A 22,471-nucleotide genomic window follows, 5' to 3' on the forward strand; every position below is an offset into this window, starting at 1 on the left:
GCTCAGCGCTTGAGGAACATCTTCTTCAAGCCGTCGAACTTCCGGCTGAGCTGACGCTGCTCCTCGGTGTCGCTGGAGAGCTCGACTTCGGTCCGGGTCTTCTCCAGCATCTTCAGCATCGTGTCGGGGCTGGTCACCCGGTCCTGCGCGATGAGGTCGGGTGTCGCTTCGATCAACGCGTCGATGCGCTTGAGGAGCTGGCGCTTCTCCGAGGAGTCGCGGCCCTCCGCGCGCTTGGGCGCGGAGATGGTCCGGGCCTGGGAGCCGGTCTCCTTGGAGGAGGTGTCCTCGTGGGCCAGGGCGCCGCCGCCCAGCTTCTCGACGGTGGACGGGCGCTCCTTCGGAGCTGGGGCACTCTCGGGCTGCTCATCCTCCGGAGCGGGGAGCTCCGTGGAGGGCAGCTCCTTCGAGCCCGCCAGGACCGCGACGGCCTCACCCCTGTCGACAGGAGCGGGGGGCGGTGGCGTGGGCCGAGGGGCGGGTGGTTCGGCCTGGGCCTCGACGATGGGCGGTGACTCGCGGGGCCCGGTGAGGGGCACGGCGCGCGCGGGCTCTCGGAAGACCAGGGCCACGGCTCCCGCGAGCATCAGTGCGCCAGCGCCCATGGCGATGGCGATGGGCAGGTGCTTGCGCGGCGGAGGTAGAGGGGTGGGCGCGGAGGCCTTCTCGGGAACCTGCGGGCTCAGCTCGGGAGGCACCGCCACGGGGGTGGTGGGGCGGCGCGAGGACGCGTCGTCCGACACCCGAGGCTTCTCGTGCATCGGCGAGAGCGCGCTGGGATTGGAGCGCGTGGCGCGCAGCGAGCGGCGCAGCTTGTTGAGCTGCTGGCGCAAGGGGTCCGCGGAGTTGGGGCGCGCCTCCGGGTCCTTGGTGAGCATCTGGAGGATGAAGGCATCCAGCGCGGGCGGCAGGTCGGGCACGAACTCCGACGGCCTGGGAGGGCGTGCCTCCACGTGCTTCATCAGCAGGTCCACCGGCGAGGTCCCGGTGAAGGGCAGTCGGCCCGTCACCATCTCGAAGGTGACGACGCCCAGCGCGTAGAGGTCCGTCATGGGACCGACTTCCTGGCCACGTGCCTGCTCCGGAGCCATGTACTCCGGCGTGCCCACGACCATGTCCGTGCGCGTCTGCGCGGTGCGGCCCGTGGGACCCTGGCCTCGCTTGGCCAGACCGAAGTCCAGCACCTTCACGTAGCGCGAGCCGTCCGGCTGTCGCACGAGGAAGATGTTGCTGGGCTTGAGGTCTCGATGCACGACGCCGGCGCCGTGAGCGGCGGCCAGCGCGGCGAGCACCTCGTCGAGGATGGGCAGGGCCTCATCCAGGGGGAGCCGGTTCTTCTCCACCAGGACGGCGTCGAGCGGCTGGCCCTCCAGGTACTCCATGACGATGTACTGCCGGCCGTCGGGCACCTGGCCGAAGCCGAAGATGTCGATGATGCCGCGGTGGCGGATGGCGTTCACCGCGCGGGCTTCGGCGAGGAGGCGCTCCACCTGTTCGGTGGAGTGGGCCAGCTCCGGACGGAGCACCTTCACCGCCACGCGCTTGCCGATGAGGGGCTGGATGCCCTCGTACACCAACCCCATTCCACCCACGCCGATGCGGGCGCGCAGCTCGTACTCACCGAGCTTCAGGCCGATGAGCGGATCCTTCAGGACCTCTGCTGGGGCCTCCAGGGTGCTCTGCACGATGACCTTCGGCTCGTCGGTCACCGGCGATGCCGGAACCGGCGGTGGGACATGGAACGCTGCGAGTGCCACGGTGCCGTCCCTCGGGCACACACCCGTGCTCGCGGGGACGGGAAGACCACAGGTTTCACAGTTCAACTCGGAAGCCATCTCGCGCCAGGAGGAAGGGTCAGCGTAACAAGACGAGGTGATTGACGCGATGTGGTTGGGACCCGAGTGCAGGGTGAGCGTTCAGGCGCTGCTCACCCCACGGGGGCTGCTTGTCTCCCAGCGTCGGACAGCCGACGGATGAGTTTACCTAGGGGATGGGGGTGCAGGAAAAACTGCGCTCGGAAATGCCGCCCGGGCCGGGCTGGCCGGTGCTCACACCGCCGCTACCGCCAGGCCCCGCGTCGATGGTGGTGCCTCCATCCAGGGTCACCTGTGCGCCTGGCGCGCACCAGATGCCCACGGAGGGGCCACCGACGCCGCCTCCTCCGGGCCCACCCGGGCCGCCCTGGCCACCCAGTCCGCCCGCTCCTCCCGGGCCGCCTTTGCTGTCGTAGGAGCCACCGGTGGGAATACTCGCGGGCACGGCGCTCGCTTCGCGACCGTTTCCTCCGCTGCCACCACTTCCCCCTGGGCCCCCGGGTGCTCCCTGGCCACCCCTTCCTCCGCCGCTTGTCTGAACGCGAGAATCCGCCTCCAGCGTCACCTGGGAGTTGAGCACCAGCAATCCAATGGCCGCACCGCCACCCCCTCCACCCGCGCCGCCCTCTCCTCCACAGCCGCCCGACCCACCGCCTCCGCCCGATCCACCCGCCGAGGCCAGCCACGTGACGTCAACGAGGCACGAACCCCCGCCCCCACCACCGCCACCCCCTCCACCGACTGTCCCGGCGGACCCGCTGCTGCCTTGCATTCCGCTCGTCGTCACCCATGTCGCCAGGGAGATTTCGCCTGTTCCAGACCCCGGGGTGCCTGCGTCGCCCGAGCTGCCAGGACCGCCAACGTGACCTGGTCCTCCGTCCTCTCCCAGGCACATGCAATAGCCACCGTCGCATGGCAGGACACCCGCATTGCCACCCTGGCCACCCGCTCCTCCGGAGACGGGAGCGCCTGACGAGGGCGCTGGTTGGCCCGCCTGACCACCCAATCCCGCGGTCCGAAGGACTCCTCCCGCTCCCTGGCCTCCGGCATGGCCGGAAGGACACGTGGCGGCGCCTCCCGTTCCTCCGTCGCCGGGAACTTCTGGCAGGATGGCTTGCCCCGGCTGGCCCGGCTGGCCCGGCTGGCCTGGGTTGCCCTCACTGCCGTTCGCGCCCGGCCCACCGCGCCCCGCCTCGAGGATGGTGTGGCGCAAGCGAATGTTCGTCGAATCGATGACGCGCATCGCGATGGACGGCTGCCCGTTCTCCACGGCATCCGCCGACCGGATGTGCAGGTACTCCAGCACCACGCCTGAATCCGTCGGAACGCGAACCGTGAACGCGATGGTCCCACTGTCCACGAACGCGAGCTGATCTCCCGCGCGCCTCCACCCCGCATCCGCACCGGTGTAGCCACCATGCAGGGACACGGGCACGTCCAGCTCCACATGGCCCTCGGTATACGTGCCACTGGCGAGGAAGATCCTCGCGGGCGCGCTCCCGCCATCCCACTGCCGCAGCCGCGTCAGCGCCGCGCTCAACGAGCGCAGCGGCTTCTCCCGCGTCCCCGTCCCCGTGCTGTCATCACCATTCACCGGGTCGACGAAGAACCCCGCGCTGGCCCGGCCATCGATGCCGTCACAGTCGGAGTCCTTGAACTCATCATCCGGCAAGTCCTCGCTCGAGGACGACGGCACACAGCCCGCGTCCTCGGGCACGGACTGCTCACACCGGCCCTCCTCACGGCACCGCTTCTGTGCCGCATCGAAGTCGTAGCAACCACCCCCAGCGAGCACCGCTGAGATCGCCACACCGGCCGCGCCGAGCGTCCAAATCTTCCGCATCTGTTCCCTCGAGCTCATGGCCACGTCCCGGACAGGCCCACCATGGCGCCACCCGAAGTCGCGGCGGCGGTGGGGACAACGTTCGCGGGTGGGTCTTCGGGCCACAGGAACATCACCGCGCCAGCGACAAGACCCGCGGCGCCCAACCCGAACGCCACACGGCTCACGGTCTGCGCCTGCTTCCCGGAGGACACCAACGCCTCCGAGTCCTTCACCGGAATATCCGAGCCACCCTTGTCCAGCGTGTCAAAGCGGTCCTTGGCCTTCAGGTAGAAGACAGTCCCCACCCCCGCCAGCGCCACACCTCCCGCTGCGGGCAGCCACGCCCACTTGCGCATCGACGAAGGCGACGAAGCCACCGTCTCCACCGGCTGCACCGGCACGAGCGGGTCCTGCGTCACGGGCCCCTTCCCAGGCGGCACATTCTCCTTCGGACGAACCACCCGCGTCGGCGGGGGCACATCGTCCATGGGCGGCGGAGGCGGCAGTCCCCGCACCGCGCGCAGCGTTGCGGGCACCACCGTGTCCAACACCTGCGTCAACGTATCCAGCAGCCGGTCCTCGACCGCGTCGACCGCGAACTTCTCGGAGACCAGCGCGCCATCCTTCGCCGCGTACGTGCGCACCCCCGCGCGATACCCCGTGGCGGGTTGGCTCAACTCCACCACCAGGATGACCTCCGCCTTGCTGACCGTCCCCAGCCACTGGAGACACGGCGCCTCCGTGCGCTTGCAGCGCAGCAGCGCGCGGCGCCGGGTGGCGGGCAGCTTGCGGACGACGTTCTCGATGCGGATGACGCGCAGCCCGCGGGCTTCCAACTGGTCCGCCACGTGCTCCTGTGCGAACTCGATGACGTGCGCGGGGACTCCCGTTGCGTCTGGTGGGGCGATCAACACGCTCATCGGCCCCTGCGGCTGGGGAGCAGCGGGCGCCTGGGTGAGCACGGTGAGAACGGCGACAAGGGAGATCAACACGCAAACACTTTCCCCCTGACTAGACCTCCTCGCAAGGCCGGGAATCAGGGGCTTCTCACCTCGGGTCGCGACGCGATTGCTCCGGGTGCGTGCGGTGGGAGCTGACCCCACTCGTTGGGTAGGCTCACGGTGTCACGCCCGGCGAACACCGGGCCGGCTCAGCGGCGAGGGCGCTCCGACGGGGCGGGGCGGATTTGGGTCTTCTCCGGGCTCCCGGTGTCCCCGTCCTCATCCTCATCGGCGGGCGCGGGGGGCGGCCTCCGGGGAGGCGCGGCGGTGGGACGCGCGGCGGCGGGTGCTGGACGCGCCGGAGGAGGCCCCGGGCGCCGAGGCGGGGGAGGACGGCCCGCGTCGGTGAGCAACTCCTCGTCCACCTCCACCTTGGCCTCGGACGGCATGCCGTCGGCGCCCCCCGCGAAGGGGCTGCGCGTGGGCGGCGGCGTCATGTCGTCATCGCGTGACTCGGGAGGAGGCGGCGGCCGCTGGGTGATGGCGGGACGCGCCGCGGCGTGGCCGGCGGGGGGCGTCGCCGTCGCGGCGGGCCGTGCGGCCGGCGTCGCGGTGGGCTTGGACGAGGGGAGGCTCGCGGGCACCTGCACCGGGGCGGCCTTGGCGACCTTGGCGTCGCGGGCGTCCTGCTTCAGCTTCTGCTCGAACTGGGCCCACTCCTGCTTGAAGTGCTCGGGGTCGGGGCGTCCTTCCTCGCGGTGCTTGAGCGAGGGGGCCCAGCGCACGGTGTACGACTCACCGGCGTGGAACGTGGGCGGCGGCGGCAGGCCGTAGGTGGCCGGGTCGAAGAACGAGTCGTCCAGGTCGGTGAAGCCGTACGCCTTCGCCTTGGAGACGAAGTTGGGAACGATGCCCGTGGGCGCGTGGTAGCCGAGGATGTGGCCGTCCTCGTCCTTGGTGACGGGCGTGAAGACGAAGATGTCCTGGGTGCGGTAGTCGCCCTTCTCGTTGAGGGGCAGCACCTCCGAGAGGGCAATCGTCTTGCGGCTGCCGTCGTGGAGGCGCTCGCAGCAGATGATGAAGTTGATGGCGCTGGCCACCTGGGCGCGGATGGCGACCATGGGCAGCTCGATGCCGGACATGAGGCACAAGGACTCGATGCGGCGCAGCGTGTCCGTGGGCGTGTTGGCGTGGGTCGTGGCCAGCGAGCCGCCGTGGCCCGTGTTCATGGCCTGCATGAGGTGGAAGGCCTCGCCGCCGCGCACCTCGCCGACCACGATTCGGTCCGGACGCAGACGCAGCGCGGAGTGCAGCAGGTCTCCCATGTCCACGCCGCCCTTGCCGAACTTGTCGGGCGGACGGCTCTCGAAGGCGACGATGTGCGTCTGGTTGAGCTGGAGCTCCGCGGAGTCCTCGATGGTGAGGATGCGCTCCTCGTCGGGGATGAGCGACGAGACGATGTTGAGCAGCGTCGTCTTGCCGGAGCCCGTGCCGCCGGCCACCAGCATGTTGAGCTTGGTGGCGATGCCCGCCTCGATGAGCCGGGCCATCTGCGGCGTCAGCGAGCCGAACTTCAGCAGGGACTGGACGGTCAGCTTCTCCCTGAAGAATTTGCGGATGGAGATGGTGGTGCCGCGCCGGGCGATGGGCGGAATCACCACGTGGATACGACTGCCATCCGGAAGCCGGGCGTCCAGGCGCGGGCGCTCGTCGGTGAGCATGCGGCCGACGAACTGGGCCATGTTGCGCGCGGCGCCGATGAGCCCTTCCTCGGTGAAGGCCGCGTCCGTCTTCGTCAGACGGCCCTTGCGCTCGATCCACACGTCCGTGGGACCGTTGATCATGATCTCCGACACCGACTCGTCGTCCAGATAGGGCAGGACGGGCTTGAGGAAGGCGCGGAGTGACTCGGTGTACATCGTCATGGCGCCGCACAGGCTAGCGCGGCCGGTGCCTTCTCCCCAAGAACCCGTCCCACCTGAGTGCTTCCCGAGGGCCGCTGCCCCCTGGGCAGACAGGTGAAAGAGGTGGGCCACACGCGCGGGGAGTGTTTCAATGCGCCCGGTTTTCAGGCCGGGGAGGGACGCCATGTTGCAGGACGGGTTGCCGAAGGATTGGAGACAGGCGCTGGGCGCCGCGCTGGACTCGCCGTCGTTCCAGGAGCTGGAGCGCTTCGTGGAGGCCGAGCGCAAGTCCGCCACCGTCTTCCCCTCGGAGCAGGACCTGTTCTCCGCCTTCCGCCTCACGCCCTATGCCGACGTGAAGGTGCTCCTCTTGGGACAGGACCCGTACCACGGGCCCGGACAGGCCCATGGCCTGGCGTTCTCGGTGCAGCCCGGGGTGACGCCGCCGCCCTCGCTGGTGAACATCTTCAAGGAACTGGAGACGGACGTGAAGGAGCCCCGTCCCAAGACGGGCTCGCTGATTGCGTGGGCGGAGCAGGGCGTGCTGCTGCTCAACGCGGTGCTGACGGTGCGTCAGGCGGAGCCCAACAGCCACGCGGGGCACGGCTGGGAGGACTTCACGGACGCGGTCATCCGCGCGGTGAGCGCCAAGGAGGACCCCGTGGTGTTCCTCCTGTGGGGCAAGTACGCGCAGAAGAAGAAGAAGCTCATCGATGCGAAGCGCCACGTCGTCATCGAGGGCACGCACCCGTCGCCGTTGTCCGCCAAGAGCGGCTTCTTCGGCAGCCGGCCGTTCAGCACGGTGAACCAGGCCCTGGAGTCGAAGGGCCGCGCGCCGGTGGACTGGCGCCTGTCGCGGTGACACGCGGTCGCCGGGCTGGCCGCTTCGGACCGCCCCCCGCTCACGGGGCGGCTTGATACGGTGCGGCGCGACATGACCGCCGCCTTCCTCGCCGCCACCACGCCCGAACCGCTCGAACCCCATCGCTACCGCATCCGCTTCACCGCCCCCTGGTATCAGGGGCGCGGGGCCTACGGGGGCGTCGTCGCGGGCACCGCCCTGCGCGCGCTGGAGCACACGCTGGGGGATGCGTCGCGGCCGGTGCGCTCCTTCACGATGCACTTCTGCTCCCCCGCGGTGGAGGGGGACGCGCACGTGGTGACGCGCATCGAGCGGGCGGGGAAGCTGGTGACCCACGCCACGGTGCGCGTGGAGAACGAGTCAGGCGTGGTGGCGCTCGGAAGCGCGACGTTCGGCGCCGCGCGAGGAGGCGCCATCGAGTACCAGGAGATGACGCCTCCGCCCGTGCCGCGTCCGCACGAGGTGCCCATGATTCCGGACGACGTGCCCATGCCGGACTTCTGTCGCTTCTTCGAGTACCGCTACTGCCTGGGCTCGGCGCCGTACTCGGGCGCGGACCTCGCGGAGACGGGCGGCTGGCTGCGCCCTCGCGACGCCACGGTGATGGACGCGCCGCTGTGCGTGGGGATGATGGATGCGTATCCGCCCTCGGTGCTGTCGCGGGTGGATGGCTTCCGCCCGGCCGCCACCGTGGACTTCACGCTCCACTTCTTCCACGCGTTTCCTCAGGCGGGCCTCGCGCCGGATGCACAGTTCCTTCGCACGGGCCGCTCGCGTCAGGCGGGGCAGGGGTACGCGGAGGATTACCAGCAGCTCTGGACGGAGGACGGCGTGTTGCTGGCGCAGTGCCGGCAGCTCTTCGCGGTGATGGGCTGACGCTCACGCCGCCGCGGTGGCGAGCTGCTTCACCAGCAACCGAATCAGCTCCACCGGATGGATGGGCTTGGGCAGGAGCTCCGCGCCGTAGCGGATGGCGACGGAGAGCAGGTCATCCAACTGCTCATGCCCCGTGAGGAAGATGAAGGGCGCGTTGCACTCCTTCAGCTCGCGCATGGCGATGAGCACGTCGGCGCCGTTCATCTGCGGCATGTTGTAGTCGCAGAGGATGGCGGAGATTTGCGCCAGGTCGAGCTTGAAGGCGTCATCCGGCGACTGCACCTTCACCACCGCGTAGCCCGCGCTGTGCAGGATGTCCGTCACCATCGAGAGCACGAACACGTCGTCGTCAATCACCAGCACCGTCTGCATCGCGAGCGCTCCCGGTTGGCTGGACGCATTCTACGAGTCCGGCCCACCGGGAGAGTAGAGCGTGAAACATCTGTCACATCAGCGCGGCGCGGGGGCCACGGGTCGTGCGGGCCCCTGGGTGCTCGGTGACGGAATCAAGACGAGGTCTTCCTGAGGAGGAATCAGGTACTCGGCGCCCGTCTCCGTGACGACGGCCATCTCCTCCACGGAGATGACGCGCAGCGAGTCCGGCCCACCGTCCTTCCACGCGAAGAAGCCATCGAACGCGAACACCTGTCCGGGCCGCACGATGCGCGCGGACTGCCCCTGCGCGGGCTTCTCCTTCATGCCGCCGGAGAGCGCGGGCCCCACGTCGTGGGCCCAGTAGCCCACGGGGTGGCCGGTGCCGAACATGGACATGGGCTCGGAGCCCGCCTCCTGCATCCAGACGCGCTGGGCCTTGTCCACGTCCCACCCGCTGACGCCGGGCTCGAGCGCGGCCAGCGCGACGCGGTTGCCTTTCTTGCCCTTCTCCCAGCGCTCCAGGGCCTCGGGGGGCGGCTGCGTCTGACCTGGGGCCAGCACGTAGGCGAAGCGCTGGATGTCGGTGACCCACATGCCGCCCACGCGGATGCCGAAGTCCGTCTGGATGAAGTCTCCCGGCTGAATCACGCGCTCGGTGGCGTGCGTGTGTCCCCGGAGCGGGCCGCTGTTGACGGCGGGGTTCTGGTCCGGCGCCCACGCATCCCCCACGCCCAGCTCCGCCATGCGCTTCTTGAGGAACCTCGCCACGTCCGAGTCCCGCGTCTTGCCCGGCACCACCGTGGCATACGCCTCGACCTCCAGCCGCGCGGTGATGGCGGCGGCCTCGCGCAGGATGTCCACCTCCTCGGGCAGCTTCACGGACAGCCACTCGGAGACGACGTCCTCGGACGACACCAGCTTCTTGCGCAGCGACGGCGGCAGCGCCTTCTCCAGCGCGGTGCGCTGCGAGGAGGACAGCCCGTCCGCCACGGTCACGGCCGATGACGCGTTGATGGCGATGCGCGCGGGCTTCGCGGCGGCGAGCCTGGACGCCACCTGCGCGTAGAGGTCCTGGCCTCGCTCCAGCGCGACGACTTCATCCAGGGGAGCGACTTCGCGCAGTGCGGTGGCCTCGCTCACCGGGGACAGCGCGAGGGAGCGCAGCGCGCCGTCCTTCTGACGCAGGAACAGGAAGGCCGCGGTGCCGCCCGCGTTCTCACCGCCGACGTGCTGCGCCAGCGGGTCGTTGTCGTTCTCCCGGCAGAACACCACCCAGGCATCCACATGGGCGCGAGCCATGGCCTGGGGCAGCAGCTTCTGGATGCGCTCCTTGCGGATGCGGGGCCAGGGGTTGCCGGTGACGACGGGGTCCGCGCTCACCAGGGGGGCGGCGAGGAGCAGGGTGGCGAGGAGGGCGGGCCGGGCGCGTCTCATGCGTCGGAGGTCCTTTCGAGGGGGGGAACCCCATCATCCCCGAGCCCCCGGCCGTCGAGGACCGCCCCCGTGTGAAGTCCTGTCGAGCCCTCGTGAAGAAGCCCCCGGCCAGTCCCGACAGCCCGGCGGACGCAAGCGTCGGCCCCGTGGCTCGTTTAAGGTGATGACCATGGCCAAGAGCAGCCCCCGGAAGCCCGCCACGAAGGTGAAGGTGAAGAAGACCGCCGCCCGCTCCGCCGCTCCCAGGAAGAGCCCGGCGAAGCCCACCCGCGCCGAGCCGCCGATTCCCGTCCTGGAGGCCGAGCCCGTCTTCGACGACGAGCCCCTGGACACGGCGCCCAAGGCGCTCCCCGCGGGGGAGGAGGGCACGGGCCGGGTGCTCCCGTTCGAAATCGACCCCAAGCGCATGGAAGAAGGGCTGCGCAAGCTCCAGGGGGAGGTGGTGCACTGGGCCAACAAGGGCCGCTACACCCGCGTGCGCTTCAAGTTCCGGGGCAAGCAACTGCTGCCCGACCTCCCGCTCGCGGCGGTGGTGGCGGCGGAGGGCCTCACGTTCTACTGGGGCGGCATCCTGCGCGTGCTCATCGCCAACGTGGTGGGCGGCAGCGTCTTCCAGGTGGAGCTGGTGAACGACGCGGAGAAGCGCGTCCAGGCCGGCAAGGAGGCCCTGCTGTCGGGCGACGTGGACCAGGCCCTGGAGCTGTTCCGCGAGGCTGTCTCCATGGACCGCGACCTGGCCTCCGCGCACATCAACGTGGGCGTGGCGCTCAAGCTCAAGGGCGACCGCGCGGGGGCGCTCGCGGCCTTCGAGAAGGCCCGGGCCAAGGACGCCAACGGCCCCATCGGCGCCGAGGCCGAGCGCCTGGCCGCCCCCCTGCGACCCACCTGAGAATCAGCCCTCCGTCCGGGCTCGCCGGAGCACGGTTTTTCGGGCCCGGAAACGGGCTGAAAACAGGGTGTTCGAGCGTTCAGTATGGGGCGCTTCTTCGCGCCCCACCGAATTGTTTTTGAGTCACTTCGACCTTGGGGCCTTCCCCCGGGCGTTTCCCTTGTTGACGTAGGGAAATCCGGGGGTTACGAACGCTCCCTCACTGGATGGCGGTCCTTCGCGGGGCCCCTCCACGACACCTTCAGAGCTCATGGCTGACGACACCACCGACAAGCCGGCATCGCCCTCCGCGCCCCCGCCTCCTGACGGCGCCGGAGAGCTCATTCCCGTGAACATCGAAGACGAGATGCGGCGCTCGTATCTCGACTACTCGATGTCCGTCATCATCGGTCGCGCGCTGCCTGATGTCCGCGACGGCCTCAAGCCCGTGCATCGCCGCGTGCTGTTCGCGATGAACGACCTGGCGAACTACCACAACCGCCCCTACAAGAAGAGCGCGCGCGTGGTCGGTGACGTCATCGGCAAGTATCACCCGCACGGTGACTCGTCGGTGTACGACGCCATGGTGCGCCTGGCGCAGCCGTGGAGCCTTCGCTACCTCCTGGTGGATGGCCAGGGCAACTTCGGCTCGGTCGACGGCGATATGCCCGCCGCCATGCGCTACACGGAAGCGCGCATGGACCGGCTGGCGGAGGAGCTCCTGTCGGACATCGACAAGGAGACCGTCGACTTCGGCCCCAACTACGACGACTCCCTCGAGGAGCCGCTCGTGTTGCCGGCGCGCTTCCCCAACCTCCTCGTCAACGGCAGCAGCGGCATCGCGGTGGGCATGACCACCAACATCCCGCCGCACAACATGACGGAGGTCATCAACGGGACGCTGCACCTCATCGACCACCCGACGTGCACCGTCCGGGACTTGATGGAGTTCATCACCGGCCCGGACTTCCCCACCGGCGCGTTCATCACCGGCCGCGAGGGCATCCTTCGCGCGTACGAGACGGGCCGCGGGCAGATCACCGTGCGGGCGCGCTCGGAAATCGAGACGTCGAAGAAGGGGGACCGCGAGTCCATCATCTTCACGGAGATTCCGTACCAGGTGAACAAGGCCCGGCTCATCGAGAAGATCGCCGAGCTGGTTCGCGAGAAGAAGCTGGAGGGCATCAGCGACATCCGTGACGAGAGCGACCGTCAGGGCATGCGCATCGTCATCGAGCTCAAGCGCGACGCGATCTCGCAGGTGGTGCTCAACAACCTGTACCAGTCCACGGCGCTGGAGACGACGTTCGGCGCGGTGATGCTGGCCATCGACGGCGGGCAGCCGCGCACGCTGAACCTGAAGGAGCTGCTGGACCGCTTCGTCGCCCACCGCCGCGACGTGGTGACGCGCCGCAGCCGCTTCGAGCTGCGCAAGGCGCTGGCGCGCATGCACATCGTCGAGGGCCTGCTCGTCGCGCAGGACCTCATCGACCTGGTCGTCAGCCTCATCCGCGCGTCGAAGGACCCGGACGAAGCGCGCTGGGGCCTGATGAACATCCTGTCGCCCACGCTGTACGAGCACGAGCGCTTCGCCAACCTCCAGCGCATCGACTACGCGAAGGCGAAGGCGCAGATGGAGCTGCTCGTCTCGCGCGCGCGCAACGAGGAGCCGGCGTACCAGGGCCTGGCGCACAAGTACGAGGGCTCCGGCTTCAGCCAGGAGCAGGCGCAGAACATCCTCGAGATGCGGCTGCAGCGCCTCACCGGCCTCCAGCGCGAGGAGCTGTTCCGCGAGCTCATCGGCCTGGTGCGCGACGTGATTCGCCTCCAGGACATCCTCGGCAACGAGAGCAGCCTGCTCAACGTCATCAAGACGGAGCTGATGGAGATCCGCCAGCGCTACGGCGACGAGCGCCGGACGCAGATCATCGGCGCGGTGGACGACATCACCAGCGAGGACCTCATCGCCGAGGAGACGATGGTGGTCACGCTGTCGCACACCGGCTACGTGAAGCGCTCGCCGCTGTCGGAGTACCGGGCGCAGAAGCGCGGTGGGCGCGGCAAGACGGGCGCGGCGACGAAGGAAGATGACTTCGTCAGCAAGCTGTTCGTGGCCAGCACCCACGCGTACCTGATGCCGATTACGACCAAGGGCAAGCTGTACTCGCTCAAGGTGCATCAGATTCCGCAGGCCAGCCGCACGTCGCGCGGCAAGGCCATGGTGAACCTGGTGCAGTTCGGCGAGGGCGAGCGGCTGGCGCAGATTCTCGTGACCAGGGACTTCCCCGAGAACCGCTACGTCTTCTTCGTGACGAAGAAGGGTGTGGTGAAGCGCACGGACCTGAGCGCGTTCGAGAACGTTCGCTCCAGCGGCATCATCGCGTTGGGCATCGACGAGGGTGACGAGCTGGTGGCGGTGATGATCACCGACGGCACGAAGGACATCCTGCTGTCGACCGCGTCGGGCATGAGCATCCGCTTCCTGGAGTCGGAGGTCCGGTCCATGGGCCGTCAGGCCTTCGGCGTGAAGGGAATCACGCTGGAGGACGGCGACGAGGTGGTGGGCGCCGACCTGGTGGAGCAGGGCTCCGCCATCCTCACGGTGACGGAGAACGGCTACGGCAAGCGGACCGAAGAGACCGAGTACCGGCAGCAGGGCCGTGGCGGCAAGGGCATCATCGACATCAAGACCACCGAGCGGAACGGCAAGGTGGTGGGCGTGGTGGAGGTGAAGGAGTCGGACGAGGTGATGCTCGTCACCAACGGCGGCATGCTCATCCGCATGAAGGTGAAGGAGATCTCCGTCATCGGTCGCAACACGCAGGGCGTGCGGCTCATCGCGCTGGAGAATGACCAGGAGAAGGTCATGGCCCTCTCCAAGCTGCCCGAGGGTGAGGAGTCCGAGGAGGAGCCGACGGAAGGGGAGGGGTCCGCCGCCGAGGTCGGTGCCACGGACGTGGCCGCCGCGGAGTCCACCGAAGGCTCCGCCGAGTCCACCGAAGCCCCGGCCGACGCGCCTGAGTCCACCGAGGCTCTGGCCGAGGGCGGTGGCTCCGAGGAGCCGCAGGCCTGACGTCGTCCTGAGTGGATGAAGTTCCAGCCCCTCTTCCCTGTCTCGGGGAGAGGGGCTTCTTCGTGTCCAGGGGGCTCCGGGCGGTCCGCCGCACAACCGGCTTCGCACCTCGAGCGAGATTGTGCAGGGCGCTGCACAGGCATGCACACACGTCCCGTGCTTGCGCGACGCATCCGCTGGAAACGTCTCGAGCCAGAGGAACGGGCGCCTGGTTTGCAGTGGCGCGCGCACATGAAAGCAATCAGGGCCGGGGTCTCACGGATGTTGCCGTTGTTGTTCTCGTTGTGGTCCTTCACCCCGGGCTTCGCGCTCGCGAACAGCGACGTCCCCGTTCCCGAGGGGGCACTCCCGGTCGAGCCGCGAAGCGCCTCGTCCCAGGAAGTGGAGCCCTCCTCCGAGTCAGCGGTGCTCACGGTGCTTCACACGAGCGCTCGCATCCTCGTGGAGCTCGGCGCCATGTCGGTGACCTCTCTCGGCGTGGGGGCCCCTGGGGCCTATATCGGGGGCGTGGCGTGTTCGGACTACTCGGGGATGATCTCTTGCCTCGATGAGGGGCTTGCGGGCTTCTTCACGGGCGCCACGGTGGGGGCGCCCATCGGCATCATGTGGGGTGCGCGTCTGCTGGGGGGAAAGGGGACGTGGGGTGGAACGCTCCTCGGCTCGGGGATTGGCGCGGGGACTGGCGCCGTGACAGCGCTGTTCCTGGTGAAGAAGGGCGATGAGGCCCTCATCCCCGTGGCCGCCTTCGCGGGTTCCTTCCTGGGCTCCCTCGTGGGGTATGAGGTGTCTCATTCCATCAACAGCAAGCCTCCGGACCCGGCGGACACCCACGTGCAGCCGTTGGTGTCGGTGACCCAAGGCGGAATGACGTTGGGACTCGGCGGCGTTTTCTAGGCTCCGCGCGGACCGTGCGCGACGTCAGCGCAGCGAGACGGGGAGCTTCGACAGGTCGAGCGTCGGCACCCCGACCTGGGTCACCGCCTGCGCACCGAACCAGTTCGCCAGCTCCGCGCAGCGCCGCAGCGGCCATGCGCGCAGCAGGCCCAGCGTGAAGCCCGCGAGGAAGCAGTCTCCCGCGCCCGTGGGGTCCACTTCCTCCACGGGCCAGGCGGGCACTTGAAACGTCTCCCGCGCGGTGAGCACGGTGCAGCCCGCGCGGCCTCGCGTGATGACCAGACACGTCTTCGCGCGGACGGCGGAGACGTCGAAGGACTCGGCTTCGTCCTCGCTCGCCTTGAGCACGGACAGGTGACGCAGGAGCGGCGCGAAGGGCGTGTCCGCCAACAACTGGTTCTTCACGAGACCGTGTGCATCCACCGTCCGCAGCAGACACTGCGCATCCGCCAGCACCTGTCCCGCGTGCTGCGACATCCGGATGAGCGTCTCCGGCAGCACCTCCGCCATCACCCCGCACGCGAGCGCCACGCGGGCATCGAAGATGATGTCCTCGGGGCGGATGGTCGCGGAGCGAGCACCGACGCGCAGCACGCGCTCCACGGAGGTGAACTCCGCGATGAACCGCGTGGTGCGGGTCCCCGGGATGATGAGCGGGGGATACCGGACGCGGTCCGCGTAGGCGAAGTCCTCGCCCGCGACGGACACGACGGCGTGGTCCACCCCCGTGGCATCGAACACGGAGGAGATGTACGCCGCCGAGCCCCCGAGCGTGTGCACCACGCCGCCCGACGCGCGGGACAGCTCGTCATGGCAGTAGTTGCCCACCACCAGCGCATCGCACGAGGACCGGGCTGGCACGGCGGACCTACTTCCGGGTGAACGCGGTGGGCACCGGTGCTCCCGCCGCCTTCTCATCCGTCCACGAGATGTGCAGCACCCACCAGCGCTGGCCGTCGAACGAGAGCTGGATGTTGTTGACGCCTCGCAGGAGCGGAGCGGCCTCGGGCGAGGTGCGAATCTCGTAGGCGCTCAGCACGTTGACCAGGTCGCCGTAACCGGAGACCTGCCGGTGCGTCTCCCGCTCGAAGAAGCCGTGCGCCTTGAAGTACTCCTCGCCCCACGTCACGTAGTCCTCTGGCGTGACGGGCGCGACGCCCGGGCGACCATCGGGCCTGGGGCGCTGCACGGAGGCCATCTGCGCGCCGGGATAGAAGAGCGAGCGGAAGCGCTGCCAGTCGCGAGCCTTGCCCGCGGGGCCGCTGATGACGTCGTAGAGCGCGGTCACCACGTCCTCGACGGACTTCACGTCCGTGGGGCGCCCGGGCGGCACCTGCTTGAGCGCGGCCTGGGTCCTCTCGGCCGCGAGCTTCATGGGCGAGGGAGGCGCGGGTGGGGTGGGCGCACTCTTGGCGGTCGGCGCGGGGGGAGCCGCGGTCTGGGCGAACGCGGAGGAGGTGACGAGCAGGGCGGTGACGCGGACGGCGGTGAGGAGTCTGGGCATGAGCTGGCCCTCCAGGACGTCGAGGAAGCACCGGGCGACAGGTTAACCCGGCCTCCTCGGGACTGTCCGACGGGGCTTGCTGGCGCGGGAGTCGGAGCGAGGCTCGATGTCCTGGCTTCGACGCTCTCGCCGGGACATGAGGACTGGGCACCCCAGGGCGCGATGGGCTCACGAGAAATGTCTACGGGTGGAACCCCAGGGGCCTGTCCGTTAGGGTGCCCGCCATGATTCGCCAACTCCTGCTGACCCTGTTGTTGACCCTGTCCACCACTGCGACGGCGGCGGAGACGCTCACCGTCTACTCCGGCCGCAACGAGAAGCTGGTGGGCCCGCTGCTCAAGAAGTTCACCGAGAAGACCGGCATCGAGGTGAAGGTGCGCTACGGCGAGACGCCGCAGCTGGCCGCCACGCTGCTGGAAGAGGGCGACAAGACGCCCGCCGATGTCTTCTTCGCGCAGGACGCGGGAGCGCTGGGCGCCCTGTCGAACGCGGGCCGCCTCCAGGCGCTGCCGAAGGAGTCGCTGGACAAGGTGGACGCGCGCTTCCGCTCGCCGACGGGCATGTGGGTGGGCACCAGCGGCCGGGCGCGCGTGGTGGCGTACAACACGAAGAAGGTGAAGGCCGCGGACCTGCCCAAGAGCATCCTCGAGTTCACCGATGCGAAGTGGAAGGGCCGGCTGGGCTGGGCGCCCACCAACGCGTCGTTCCAGGCGTTCGTCACCGCGCTGCGCCTGCTCAAGGGCGAGGAGGCCGCGTCGAACTGGCTCAAGGGCATCCAGGCCAACGGCGTGCGTGTCTACAAGAACAACGCGGCCATCATCGAGGCGCTGGGCCGCGGTGAGATCGACGCGGGCTTCGTCAACCACTACTACCTGTACGCCGCGAAGAAGAGCAACGCGGCGCTCCCCGTGGACAACTACTTCGTCGCGGCCGGGGACCCGGGCGCGCTCGTGAACGTCGCGGGGGTCGCTATCCTCCAGGGCACGAAGAAGGCGGAGGCGGCGCACAAGTTCGCCGCGTTCCTGCTGGAGCCGCAGGCGCAGGAGTACTTCGCGAAGGAGACGTACGAGTACCCGCTGGTGGCGGGCGTGAAGACGGCCGCGTCGCTGCCCGCGCTGTCGAAGGTGGGCTCGCCGGACCTGGACCTGTCGAAGCTCGATGACCTGCGCGGCACCGTGAAGCTGCTCCAGGACACGGGCGTCCTCTGAGGTTGAAGTGACGCGACGTCCTCCCGTGGGGTTGTGGGTGTCGGGGTGGGTGGTGGCCGCGCTCGCGGTGCTGCCGGCGGTGTACCTGGTGGTTCGCGCGGCGGAGGCCGACGCGAGCACCTGGGGCTTGCTGCTGCGCGACCGCACGTGGGGACTGTTGTGGCGCACGCTGGGGCTCGCGGCGGCGGTGACGGTGCTCGCCGCCGCGGTCTCGTTGCCCTTGGCGTGGCTCACCACGCGCAGTGACCTGCCGGGTCGGCGCGTGTGGACGGTGCTGTTGTGCGTGCCGCTCGCGGTGCCCACCTTCGTCAGCGGCTACGTGCTGCTGGCGGCCTTCGGCACGGGCGGCGTGCTCGAGGAAGCACTGACACGTTGGGGGCTGCCGGTGCCGCCGGTGTATGGCTTTCCCGGCGCGCTGCTGGCGCTGACGGTGTCCACGTATCCGTACTTCTTCCTCGCGCTCAGGGCCGGGCTGCTCTCGCAGGACCCCGCGTGGCTGGAGGGGGCGCGCAGCCTGGGCCTGAGTCCGGCGCGTGCGTTCTGGAAGGTGACGGCGCCGCTCCTGCGTCCGGCGTTCGTCTCCGGTGCGCTGCTCGTGGGCTTGTATGTGCTGTCGGACTTCGGCGCGGTGGCGCTGCTCCAGTACGACGCGTTCTCCCGCGCCATCTACGTCCAGTACGAAGGGGCGTATGACCGCGCCTATGCCGCGCTCCTGGGCCTGGCGCTGGTGGCGGTGACGGTGGTGGTGCTGGTGTTCGAGGTGTGGCTGCGCGGACGCGCGGGCTACCACCGCAGCTCGAAGGGCGCGGCGCGTGCTGTCGCGCCCGTGGTGCTGGGCCGCTGGCGTGTGCCGGCGCTCCTGCTCTGTGGCGCGGTGGTGCTGGCGGGAGTGGTGTTGCCCGTGGGCGTGCTCCTCTACTGGGGGGCGCGCGGGCTGGCGGAGGAGGGGGGCTCGCTGCTGGCGCCGGCGCTGGGCTCGGTGCTCGCGTCGGTGCTGGGCGCGGTGACGTCGGTGGTGGGGGCGCTGCCGCTGGCCTTCCTCGCGGTGCGCTACCCGAGCCGCCTCACGCTGGCGATGGAGCGAGTGTCCTACGCGGGCTACGCGCTGCCGCCCATCGTCCTGGCGTTGTCGCTGGTGTTCCTGGGCGTGCAGGTGGTGCCCTTCTTCTACGGCACGCTGGTCATGTTGGTGTTGGCCTACGTGGTGCGCTTCCTGCCGCAGGCGGTGGGGACGGTGCGCTCGTCGCTGCTCCAGCTCAACCCGCACCTGGGCGAGGCCGCGGCGTCACTCGGGCAGACACGTTCCTCGGTGTTCCGTCGCGTCACCTTGCCGCTCTTGCGTCCCGGCCTGCTGGCGGGCGCGGCGCTGGTGTTCCTCACGGCGATGAAGGAATTGCCGGCCACGTTGTTGCTCGCGCCCATCGGCTTCGAGACCCTGGCGACGCGCGTCTGGAGCGCCACCGCCGAGGGCCGCTTCGCCGAGGCCGCGCTGCCCGCGCTCGTGTTGATGGCGGTCTCCACCTTGGGCGTGGGGCTGCTCGTGTCTCAGGAGGGAGATGCGCCTCGGGGGTGATGCGAGGTCCGAGAACCGCGAGTGTCGAAGCGGCTCCCATGTGCTCGCGGTCCCTCGAGTGAGCTATCACGGAGGGCTTCATGTCCTTCCCCGACTCTGTTCTTCCTCCGCTCGCTCCGGACGCACTCTCCCTCACGGCCACGGCCCTGGGAGAGCTCCCCGTGGGACCGTCGTACTCACCCGCCTGGTTCCAGTCGGCCCTCGACGAGCGGAAGCCCACCACCTTCGATGGGCTGGTGAAGGCGTTCGGCGGCTCGAGCAGCTCCACGCTGGCGCTCGCGGCCTCGCTCTACAAGGACGCGCCGCGCACGGCCGCCACGGTGGAGGGCACCCTCACCCTCACGGAGCCCACGGGGCTGTTGGGTGACCTGCATGTGAAGGGGGACCTGAACCTCCAGGCATCGCTCGTGGTGGTGGGCACGCTCACCGTGGACGGCGTGCTGACGGACGGGCCGGAGACGAAGCTCGTGGTGCTGGGACAGGTGCGCTGCCGCGCGCTGAACACCTCCGGCTGGATGACGCTCCTCGGGGGGCTGGCGGTGGAGCATGCGCTCTACGGCCGCTTCAACGACGACTCGCTGGAGGTGCCAGGCACGCTCACCGCGGGCATCATCTTGAGCAACGACCACCTCATCTACGGCAAGCCGAAGACGGCGGCGCACAAGCCGTCGGAGAGCGGGCCGTGGGGCCCGGAGGTCTTCGACGTCCGGTGGGCCGCGCACAAGGCGGAGCTGTCCAAGGTCCTCGCGGACGGAATCGTCTCCATCGTCGACGAGGACCCGGTGGTGGACGTCGCGAAGCTGATGGCCGCTCGGCCGCCCTGGAAGTAGCGGCGGAACGCGGTAGGGTGCGTGGCGCTTTCGCCATGCCCCTGCTCTCGCTCGACGCCTTGTCCCTTCGCTATGCCACCGGTGGCTCCGCCGCCGTGGATGGTCTGTCGTTGTCCGTGGAGCCCGGTGAGGTCGTGGCCCTCCTGGGCCCCTCGGGGTGCGGCAAGACGACGACCCTGCGGCTGGTGGCGGGCTTCGAGCGTCCCGCCGCGGGCACCATCACCCTCGACGGCCGGGTGCTCGTGGGGCCTGGGACCTTCGTCGCCCCGGAGCAGCGCAGCGTGGGCATGGTGTTCCAGGACTACGCCCTCTTCCCGCACCTGTCCGTGCTCGACAACGTGACGTTCGGCCTGTCGAGCCTCTCGCGTCGCGACGCCGAGGAGAAGGCGCGCGCCATGCTGACGCTGTTCGGCCTGGGCGACTTCGCCGCGCGCATGCCGCATGCCCTCTCCGGAGGACAGCAGCAGCGCGTCGCGCTGGCGCGCGCGCTGGCGCCGGGGCCGCGCGTGTTGCTCCTGGACGAGCCCTTCTCCAGCCTGGACAGCGCGCTGCGAGCCTCCACGCGCATCGAGGTGCGGCGGGTGCTCAAGTCGCTCGGCGCCACGGTGTTGCTCGTCACGCATGACCAGGCGGAGGCGATGGCCTTCGCGGACCGCATGGCGGTGATGCGCTCGGGCAAGGTGGAGCAGGTGGGCGCGCCCGAGTCCGTCTATTCCTCGCCGCGCACCGCCTTCGTGGCGTACTTCCTGGGCGGGACGAACCTCCTGCCGGGCGTGGGCTTCGGCGGAGGCGCGCGCACGATGCTCGGCAACCTGCCGGTGTCCGGGAGCGCGAAGGGCAAGGTGCTCCTCTCGCTGCGTCCGGAGGCGCTGAAGCTGGTGCCCGACACGGACGCGGTGGCGGTGGGCGGCGCCCTGCGCGCGGAGGTGCTGTCGCGCGAGTTCCAGGGCGCCTTCGCCGAGTTCACCGTGGCCTGTGGGGGCCTGGAGTTGGTGGTGCGCGGCGTGGCGGAGCTTCCGCTGCGGCCCGGAGACAGGGCGCGGCTGGAAGTGGTGGGGCGCGCGGGCGTGCTGGAAGACACTCCCGACTAGGTCGCCTGTCCTCCGAGCGTGCGGACGGCGTACTCTATGGGTGGCGGCCGAGGCGCAATCGCCGGGGCTGCTCACGCGTAGAGGTGGGTATGAACATCGCAGGTCTTCGTGGCATGGGCACCCGCTTCATCCGGTACGTGAGAGACCCTCGCGTGGCGCTCTGGCGCAAGCTGGCCGGAGTGCTGGCGGTGCTCTACTTCCTGTCGCCCGTGGACGCGGTGCCGGACTTCATCCCGGTGCTCGGGTGGCTGGACGACCTGGGCATGCTGTCGGCGGCGGCGTTCTTCATGGTGCGCGAGGTGCAGCGCCACCGGCCGGACGAGCCCCTGGATGGTCTCCCGCGCGACGCCGAGGGGCGCGAGCGCATCCCCGAGGCCGTTCGCAAGCACGTCTGACGCCGGAAGCTCCACCCGGAATTCCTGACTCCAGCGCCGTGACGTCGCATGCCCGCGAGTTCTCGTGGTGCGCGTGGCGAGGACGCGGAATCATGGGCGGGCATGAGCACGTCGCAGGGAAGCAAGGTGGTCCTCGTCACGGGCGCATCGTCGGGGATTGGCGAGGCGTGTGCGGAGCTGTTGTCGGTGCGCGGGCACATCGTCTACGGCACCAGCCGCCAGCTTCAGGTGAAGCCGTCCGTGGGCTACCGGATGTTGGAGCTGGACGTGACGCGCGACGAGTCCGTGCGCGCCGCGGTGCGCACGGTGCTGGAGCGTGAGGGCCGCATCGACGTCGTGGTGAACAACGCGGGCCACGCGTTGGCGGGCGCGGTGGAGGACACCTCCGACGAAGAGGCCTGGCGGCAGCTCGACACCAACGTGATGGGCGTGCTGCGCGTCTGCAGGGCGGTGTTGCCGTCGATGCGGGAGCGGCGCACGGGCCGCATCATCAACATCGGCTCGCTGGGCGGCGTGGTGGGGCTGCCCTTCCAAGGCTTCTACAGCGCCAGCAAGTTCGCGCTGGAGGGGCTGACGGAGAGCCTGCGCCAGGAGGTGGAGGCGTTCGGCATCCAGGCCACGCTGGTGCAGCCCGGGGACGTGCGCACGGGCCTGACGCGGAGCCGGGTGCGGGCGGCCGCCGCGGGCGAGTCCTCCGCGTACCGCGAGTCCTTCGAGAAGGTGCTGTCCATCATCGAGAAGGAGGAGGGTGATGGGGTGGCCGCGGAGGTCGTGGCGCGCAAGGTGGCGGAGGTGATGGAGGAGGAGGACCCGCGCGTGCGCTACTCGGTGGGGAAGTGGATGCAGCGCGCGGCGGTGGTGGCGAAACCACTCCTGCCCTCGCAGACCTTCGAGGGCATCCTGATGTCCATGTTTGGATTGAAGCGGCGCTGAGCGCGTGTCTGGGATTGTCAACCCCTGACAGGGGTTGTGGTTCAAGGTGCAAGTATTCCCGGGCCCGCCCA

General features: G+C 69.7%; 19 protein-coding genes. 11 read left to right on the forward strand and 8 right to left on the reverse strand.

Going from position 1 to position 22,471, the window contains the following annotated elements; all coding sequences use genetic code 11:
* Positions 1 to 2 precede the first annotated feature (2 nt).
* The 4 genes from MYSTI_RS03635 to MYSTI_RS03650 form a co-directional block, all read right to left on the reverse strand.
* The gene (locus MYSTI_RS03635; protein WP_015346345.1) at positions 3 to 1,835 is read right to left on the reverse strand and encodes a serine/threonine-protein kinase; all 1,833 of its coding nucleotides are present in this window, start codon (positions 1,833 to 1,835) and stop codon (positions 3 to 5) included.
* 148 nt (positions 1,836 to 1,983) lie between these two features.
* Entirely contained in the window at positions 1,984 to 3,657 is a 1,674-nt protein-coding gene (locus tag MYSTI_RS45205; protein WP_015346346.1) for a hypothetical protein, read from the reverse strand.
* A 14-nt stretch (positions 3,658 to 3,671) separates the two neighbouring features.
* Positions 3,672 to 4,631: a hypothetical protein gene (locus tag MYSTI_RS03645; protein ID WP_233278157.1), complete on the reverse strand. Its 960-nt coding sequence runs from the start codon at positions 4,629 to 4,631 to the stop codon at positions 3,672 to 3,674.
* Positions 4,632 to 4,789: 158 nt separating this feature from the next.
* Positions 4,790 to 6,505: a TadA family conjugal transfer-associated ATPase gene (locus MYSTI_RS03650; protein WP_015346348.1), complete on the reverse strand. Its 1,716-nt coding sequence runs from the start codon at positions 6,503 to 6,505 to the stop codon at positions 4,790 to 4,792.
* Positions 6,506 to 6,668: 163 nt separating this feature from the next.
* On the opposite strand from MYSTI_RS03650, the gene ung reads away from it, so the two are divergent.
* Both ung and MYSTI_RS03660 read left to right on the forward strand, forming a co-directional pair.
* Entirely contained in the window at positions 6,669 to 7,346 is a 678-nt protein-coding gene (gene ung / locus MYSTI_RS03655) for a uracil-DNA glycosylase (RefSeq protein WP_015346349.1), read from the forward strand.
* 72 nt (positions 7,347 to 7,418) lie between these two features.
* Positions 7,419 to 8,222 (forward strand): acyl-CoA thioesterase, encoded by an 804-nt coding sequence (locus MYSTI_RS03660; RefSeq protein WP_015346350.1) that lies wholly within the window; start codon positions 7,419 to 7,421, stop codon positions 8,220 to 8,222.
* Positions 8,223 to 8,225: 3 nt separating this feature from the next.
* On the opposite strand, the gene MYSTI_RS03665 is transcribed toward MYSTI_RS03660, so the two are convergent.
* Entirely contained in the window at positions 8,226 to 8,594 is a 369-nt protein-coding gene (locus tag MYSTI_RS03665) for a response regulator (RefSeq protein ID WP_015346351.1), read from the reverse strand.
* Positions 8,595 to 8,672: 78 nt separating this feature from the next.
* Positions 8,673 to 10,031 carry a M24 family metallopeptidase gene (locus MYSTI_RS03670; RefSeq protein WP_015346352.1) on the reverse strand — a complete coding sequence of 453 codons (1,359 nt, stop codon included), beginning with the start codon at positions 10,029 to 10,031 and terminating at the stop codon, positions 8,673 to 8,675.
* A 169-nt stretch (positions 10,032 to 10,200) separates the two neighbouring features.
* Here MYSTI_RS03670 and MYSTI_RS03675 point away from each other — a divergent pair, with 169 nt between their 5' ends.
* The 3 genes from MYSTI_RS03675 to MYSTI_RS03685 all read left to right on the forward strand — a co-directional run bounded on the left by MYSTI_RS03675 (position 10,201) and on the right by MYSTI_RS03685 (position 14,866).
* Positions 10,201 to 10,920 (forward strand): tetratricopeptide repeat protein, encoded by a 720-nt coding sequence (locus tag MYSTI_RS03675; RefSeq protein ID WP_015346353.1) that lies wholly within the window; start codon positions 10,201 to 10,203, stop codon positions 10,918 to 10,920.
* A gap of 250 nt (positions 10,921 to 11,170) precedes the next feature.
* Positions 11,171 to 13,972: a DNA gyrase subunit A gene (gyrA, locus tag MYSTI_RS03680; protein ID WP_015346354.1), complete on the forward strand. Its 2,802-nt coding sequence runs from the start codon at positions 11,171 to 11,173 to the stop codon at positions 13,970 to 13,972.
* A gap of 231 nt (positions 13,973 to 14,203) precedes the next feature.
* Positions 14,204 to 14,866 carry a hypothetical protein gene (locus tag MYSTI_RS03685; protein ID WP_144369978.1) on the forward strand — a complete coding sequence of 221 codons (663 nt, stop codon included), beginning with the start codon at positions 14,204 to 14,206 and terminating at the stop codon, positions 14,864 to 14,866.
* A gap of 24 nt (positions 14,867 to 14,890) precedes the next feature.
* Here MYSTI_RS03685 and MYSTI_RS03690 read toward each other — a convergent pair whose 3' ends face one another.
* A complete protein-coding gene (locus MYSTI_RS03690) occupies positions 14,891 to 15,727 on the reverse strand; it encodes a PfkB family carbohydrate kinase (RefSeq protein ID WP_015346356.1) in 837 nt (278 codons plus the stop codon).
* 7 nt (positions 15,728 to 15,734) lie between these two features.
* Positions 15,735 to 16,370, reverse strand: a complete 636-nt coding sequence (locus MYSTI_RS03695; RefSeq protein WP_015346357.1) for a hypothetical protein — start codon at positions 16,368 to 16,370, stop codon at positions 15,735 to 15,737.
* 224 nt (positions 16,371 to 16,594) lie between these two features.
* Between MYSTI_RS03695 and MYSTI_RS03700 the strand changes: the two genes are divergently transcribed.
* From MYSTI_RS03700 to MYSTI_RS03725, 6 genes are all read left to right on the forward strand, one after another.
* Positions 16,595 to 17,578: an iron ABC transporter substrate-binding protein gene (locus MYSTI_RS03700; protein ID WP_015346358.1), complete on the forward strand. Its 984-nt coding sequence runs from the start codon at positions 16,595 to 16,597 to the stop codon at positions 17,576 to 17,578.
* Positions 17,579 to 17,585: 7 nt separating this feature from the next.
* Positions 17,586 to 19,151: an ABC transporter permease gene (locus MYSTI_RS45210; protein WP_015346359.1), complete on the forward strand. Its 1,566-nt coding sequence runs from the start codon at positions 17,586 to 17,588 to the stop codon at positions 19,149 to 19,151.
* A gap of 80 nt (positions 19,152 to 19,231) precedes the next feature.
* Complete coding sequence (locus MYSTI_RS03710; protein ID WP_015346360.1) at positions 19,232 to 19,981, forward strand: hypothetical protein; 750 nt, start codon at positions 19,232 to 19,234, stop codon at positions 19,979 to 19,981.
* A gap of 35 nt (positions 19,982 to 20,016) precedes the next feature.
* A complete protein-coding gene (locus MYSTI_RS03715; protein WP_015346361.1) occupies positions 20,017 to 21,072 on the forward strand; it encodes an ABC transporter ATP-binding protein in 1,056 nt (351 codons plus the stop codon).
* Positions 21,073 to 21,161: 89 nt separating this feature from the next.
* Positions 21,162 to 21,467: a YkvA family protein gene (locus MYSTI_RS03720; protein WP_015346362.1), complete on the forward strand. Its 306-nt coding sequence runs from the start codon at positions 21,162 to 21,164 to the stop codon at positions 21,465 to 21,467.
* A 102-nt stretch (positions 21,468 to 21,569) separates the two neighbouring features.
* Positions 21,570 to 22,400: an SDR family oxidoreductase gene (locus tag MYSTI_RS03725; protein WP_015346363.1), complete on the forward strand. Its 831-nt coding sequence runs from the start codon at positions 21,570 to 21,572 to the stop codon at positions 22,398 to 22,400.
* The last annotated feature ends 71 nt before the right edge of the window (positions 22,401 to 22,471 follow it).

It is taken from the genome of Myxococcus stipitatus DSM 14675, from assembly GCF_000331735.1.
Classification (GTDB): domain Bacteria; phylum Myxococcota; class Myxococcia; order Myxococcales; family Myxococcaceae; genus Myxococcus; species Myxococcus stipitatus.

What these genes read in the sequence shown, in the direction of transcription:
- ung (WP_015346349.1), top strand. Translation starts at nt 6,669, where the DNA reads ATGTTGCAGGACGGGTTGCCGAAGGATTGGAGACAGGCGCTGGGCGCC.
- gyrA (WP_015346354.1), top strand. Translation starts at nt 11,171, where the DNA reads ATGGCTGACGACACCACCGACAAGCCGGCATCGCCCTCCGCGCCCCCG.
- MYSTI_RS03725 (WP_015346363.1), top strand. Translation starts at nt 21,570, where the DNA reads ATGAGCACGTCGCAGGGAAGCAAGGTGGTCCTCGTCACGGGCGCATCG.
- MYSTI_RS03710 (WP_015346360.1), top strand. Translation starts at nt 19,232, where the DNA reads ATGTCCTTCCCCGACTCTGTTCTTCCTCCGCTCGCTCCGGACGCACTC.
- MYSTI_RS03660 (WP_015346350.1), top strand. Translation starts at nt 7,419, where the DNA reads ATGACCGCCGCCTTCCTCGCCGCCACCACGCCCGAACCGCTCGAACCC.
- MYSTI_RS03675 (WP_015346353.1), top strand. Translation starts at nt 10,201, where the DNA reads ATGGCCAAGAGCAGCCCCCGGAAGCCCGCCACGAAGGTGAAGGTGAAG.
- MYSTI_RS03670 (WP_015346352.1), bottom strand. Translation starts at nt 10,031, where the DNA reads ATGAGACGCGCCCGGCCCGCCCTCCTCGCCACCCTGCTCCTCGCCGCC.
- MYSTI_RS45205 (WP_015346346.1), bottom strand. Translation starts at nt 3,657, where the DNA reads ATGCGGAAGATTTGGACGCTCGGCGCGGCCGGTGTGGCGATCTCAGCG.
- MYSTI_RS03635 (WP_015346345.1), bottom strand. Translation starts at nt 1,835, where the DNA reads ATGGCTTCCGAGTTGAACTGTGAAACCTGTGGTCTTCCCGTCCCCGCG.
- MYSTI_RS03700 (WP_015346358.1), top strand. Translation starts at nt 16,595, where the DNA reads ATGATTCGCCAACTCCTGCTGACCCTGTTGTTGACCCTGTCCACCACT.
- MYSTI_RS03685 (WP_144369978.1), top strand. Translation starts at nt 14,204, where the DNA reads ATGAAAGCAATCAGGGCCGGGGTCTCACGGATGTTGCCGTTGTTGTTC.
- MYSTI_RS03715 (WP_015346361.1), top strand. Translation starts at nt 20,017, where the DNA reads ATGCCCCTGCTCTCGCTCGACGCCTTGTCCCTTCGCTATGCCACCGGT.
- MYSTI_RS03695 (WP_015346357.1), bottom strand. Translation starts at nt 16,370, where the DNA reads ATGCCCAGACTCCTCACCGCCGTCCGCGTCACCGCCCTGCTCGTCACC.
- MYSTI_RS03720 (WP_015346362.1), top strand. Translation starts at nt 21,162, where the DNA reads ATGAACATCGCAGGTCTTCGTGGCATGGGCACCCGCTTCATCCGGTAC.
- MYSTI_RS03665 (WP_015346351.1), bottom strand. Translation starts at nt 8,594, where the DNA reads ATGCAGACGGTGCTGGTGATTGACGACGACGTGTTCGTGCTCTCGATG.
- MYSTI_RS03650 (WP_015346348.1), bottom strand. Translation starts at nt 6,505, where the DNA reads ATGACGATGTACACCGAGTCACTCCGCGCCTTCCTCAAGCCCGTCCTG.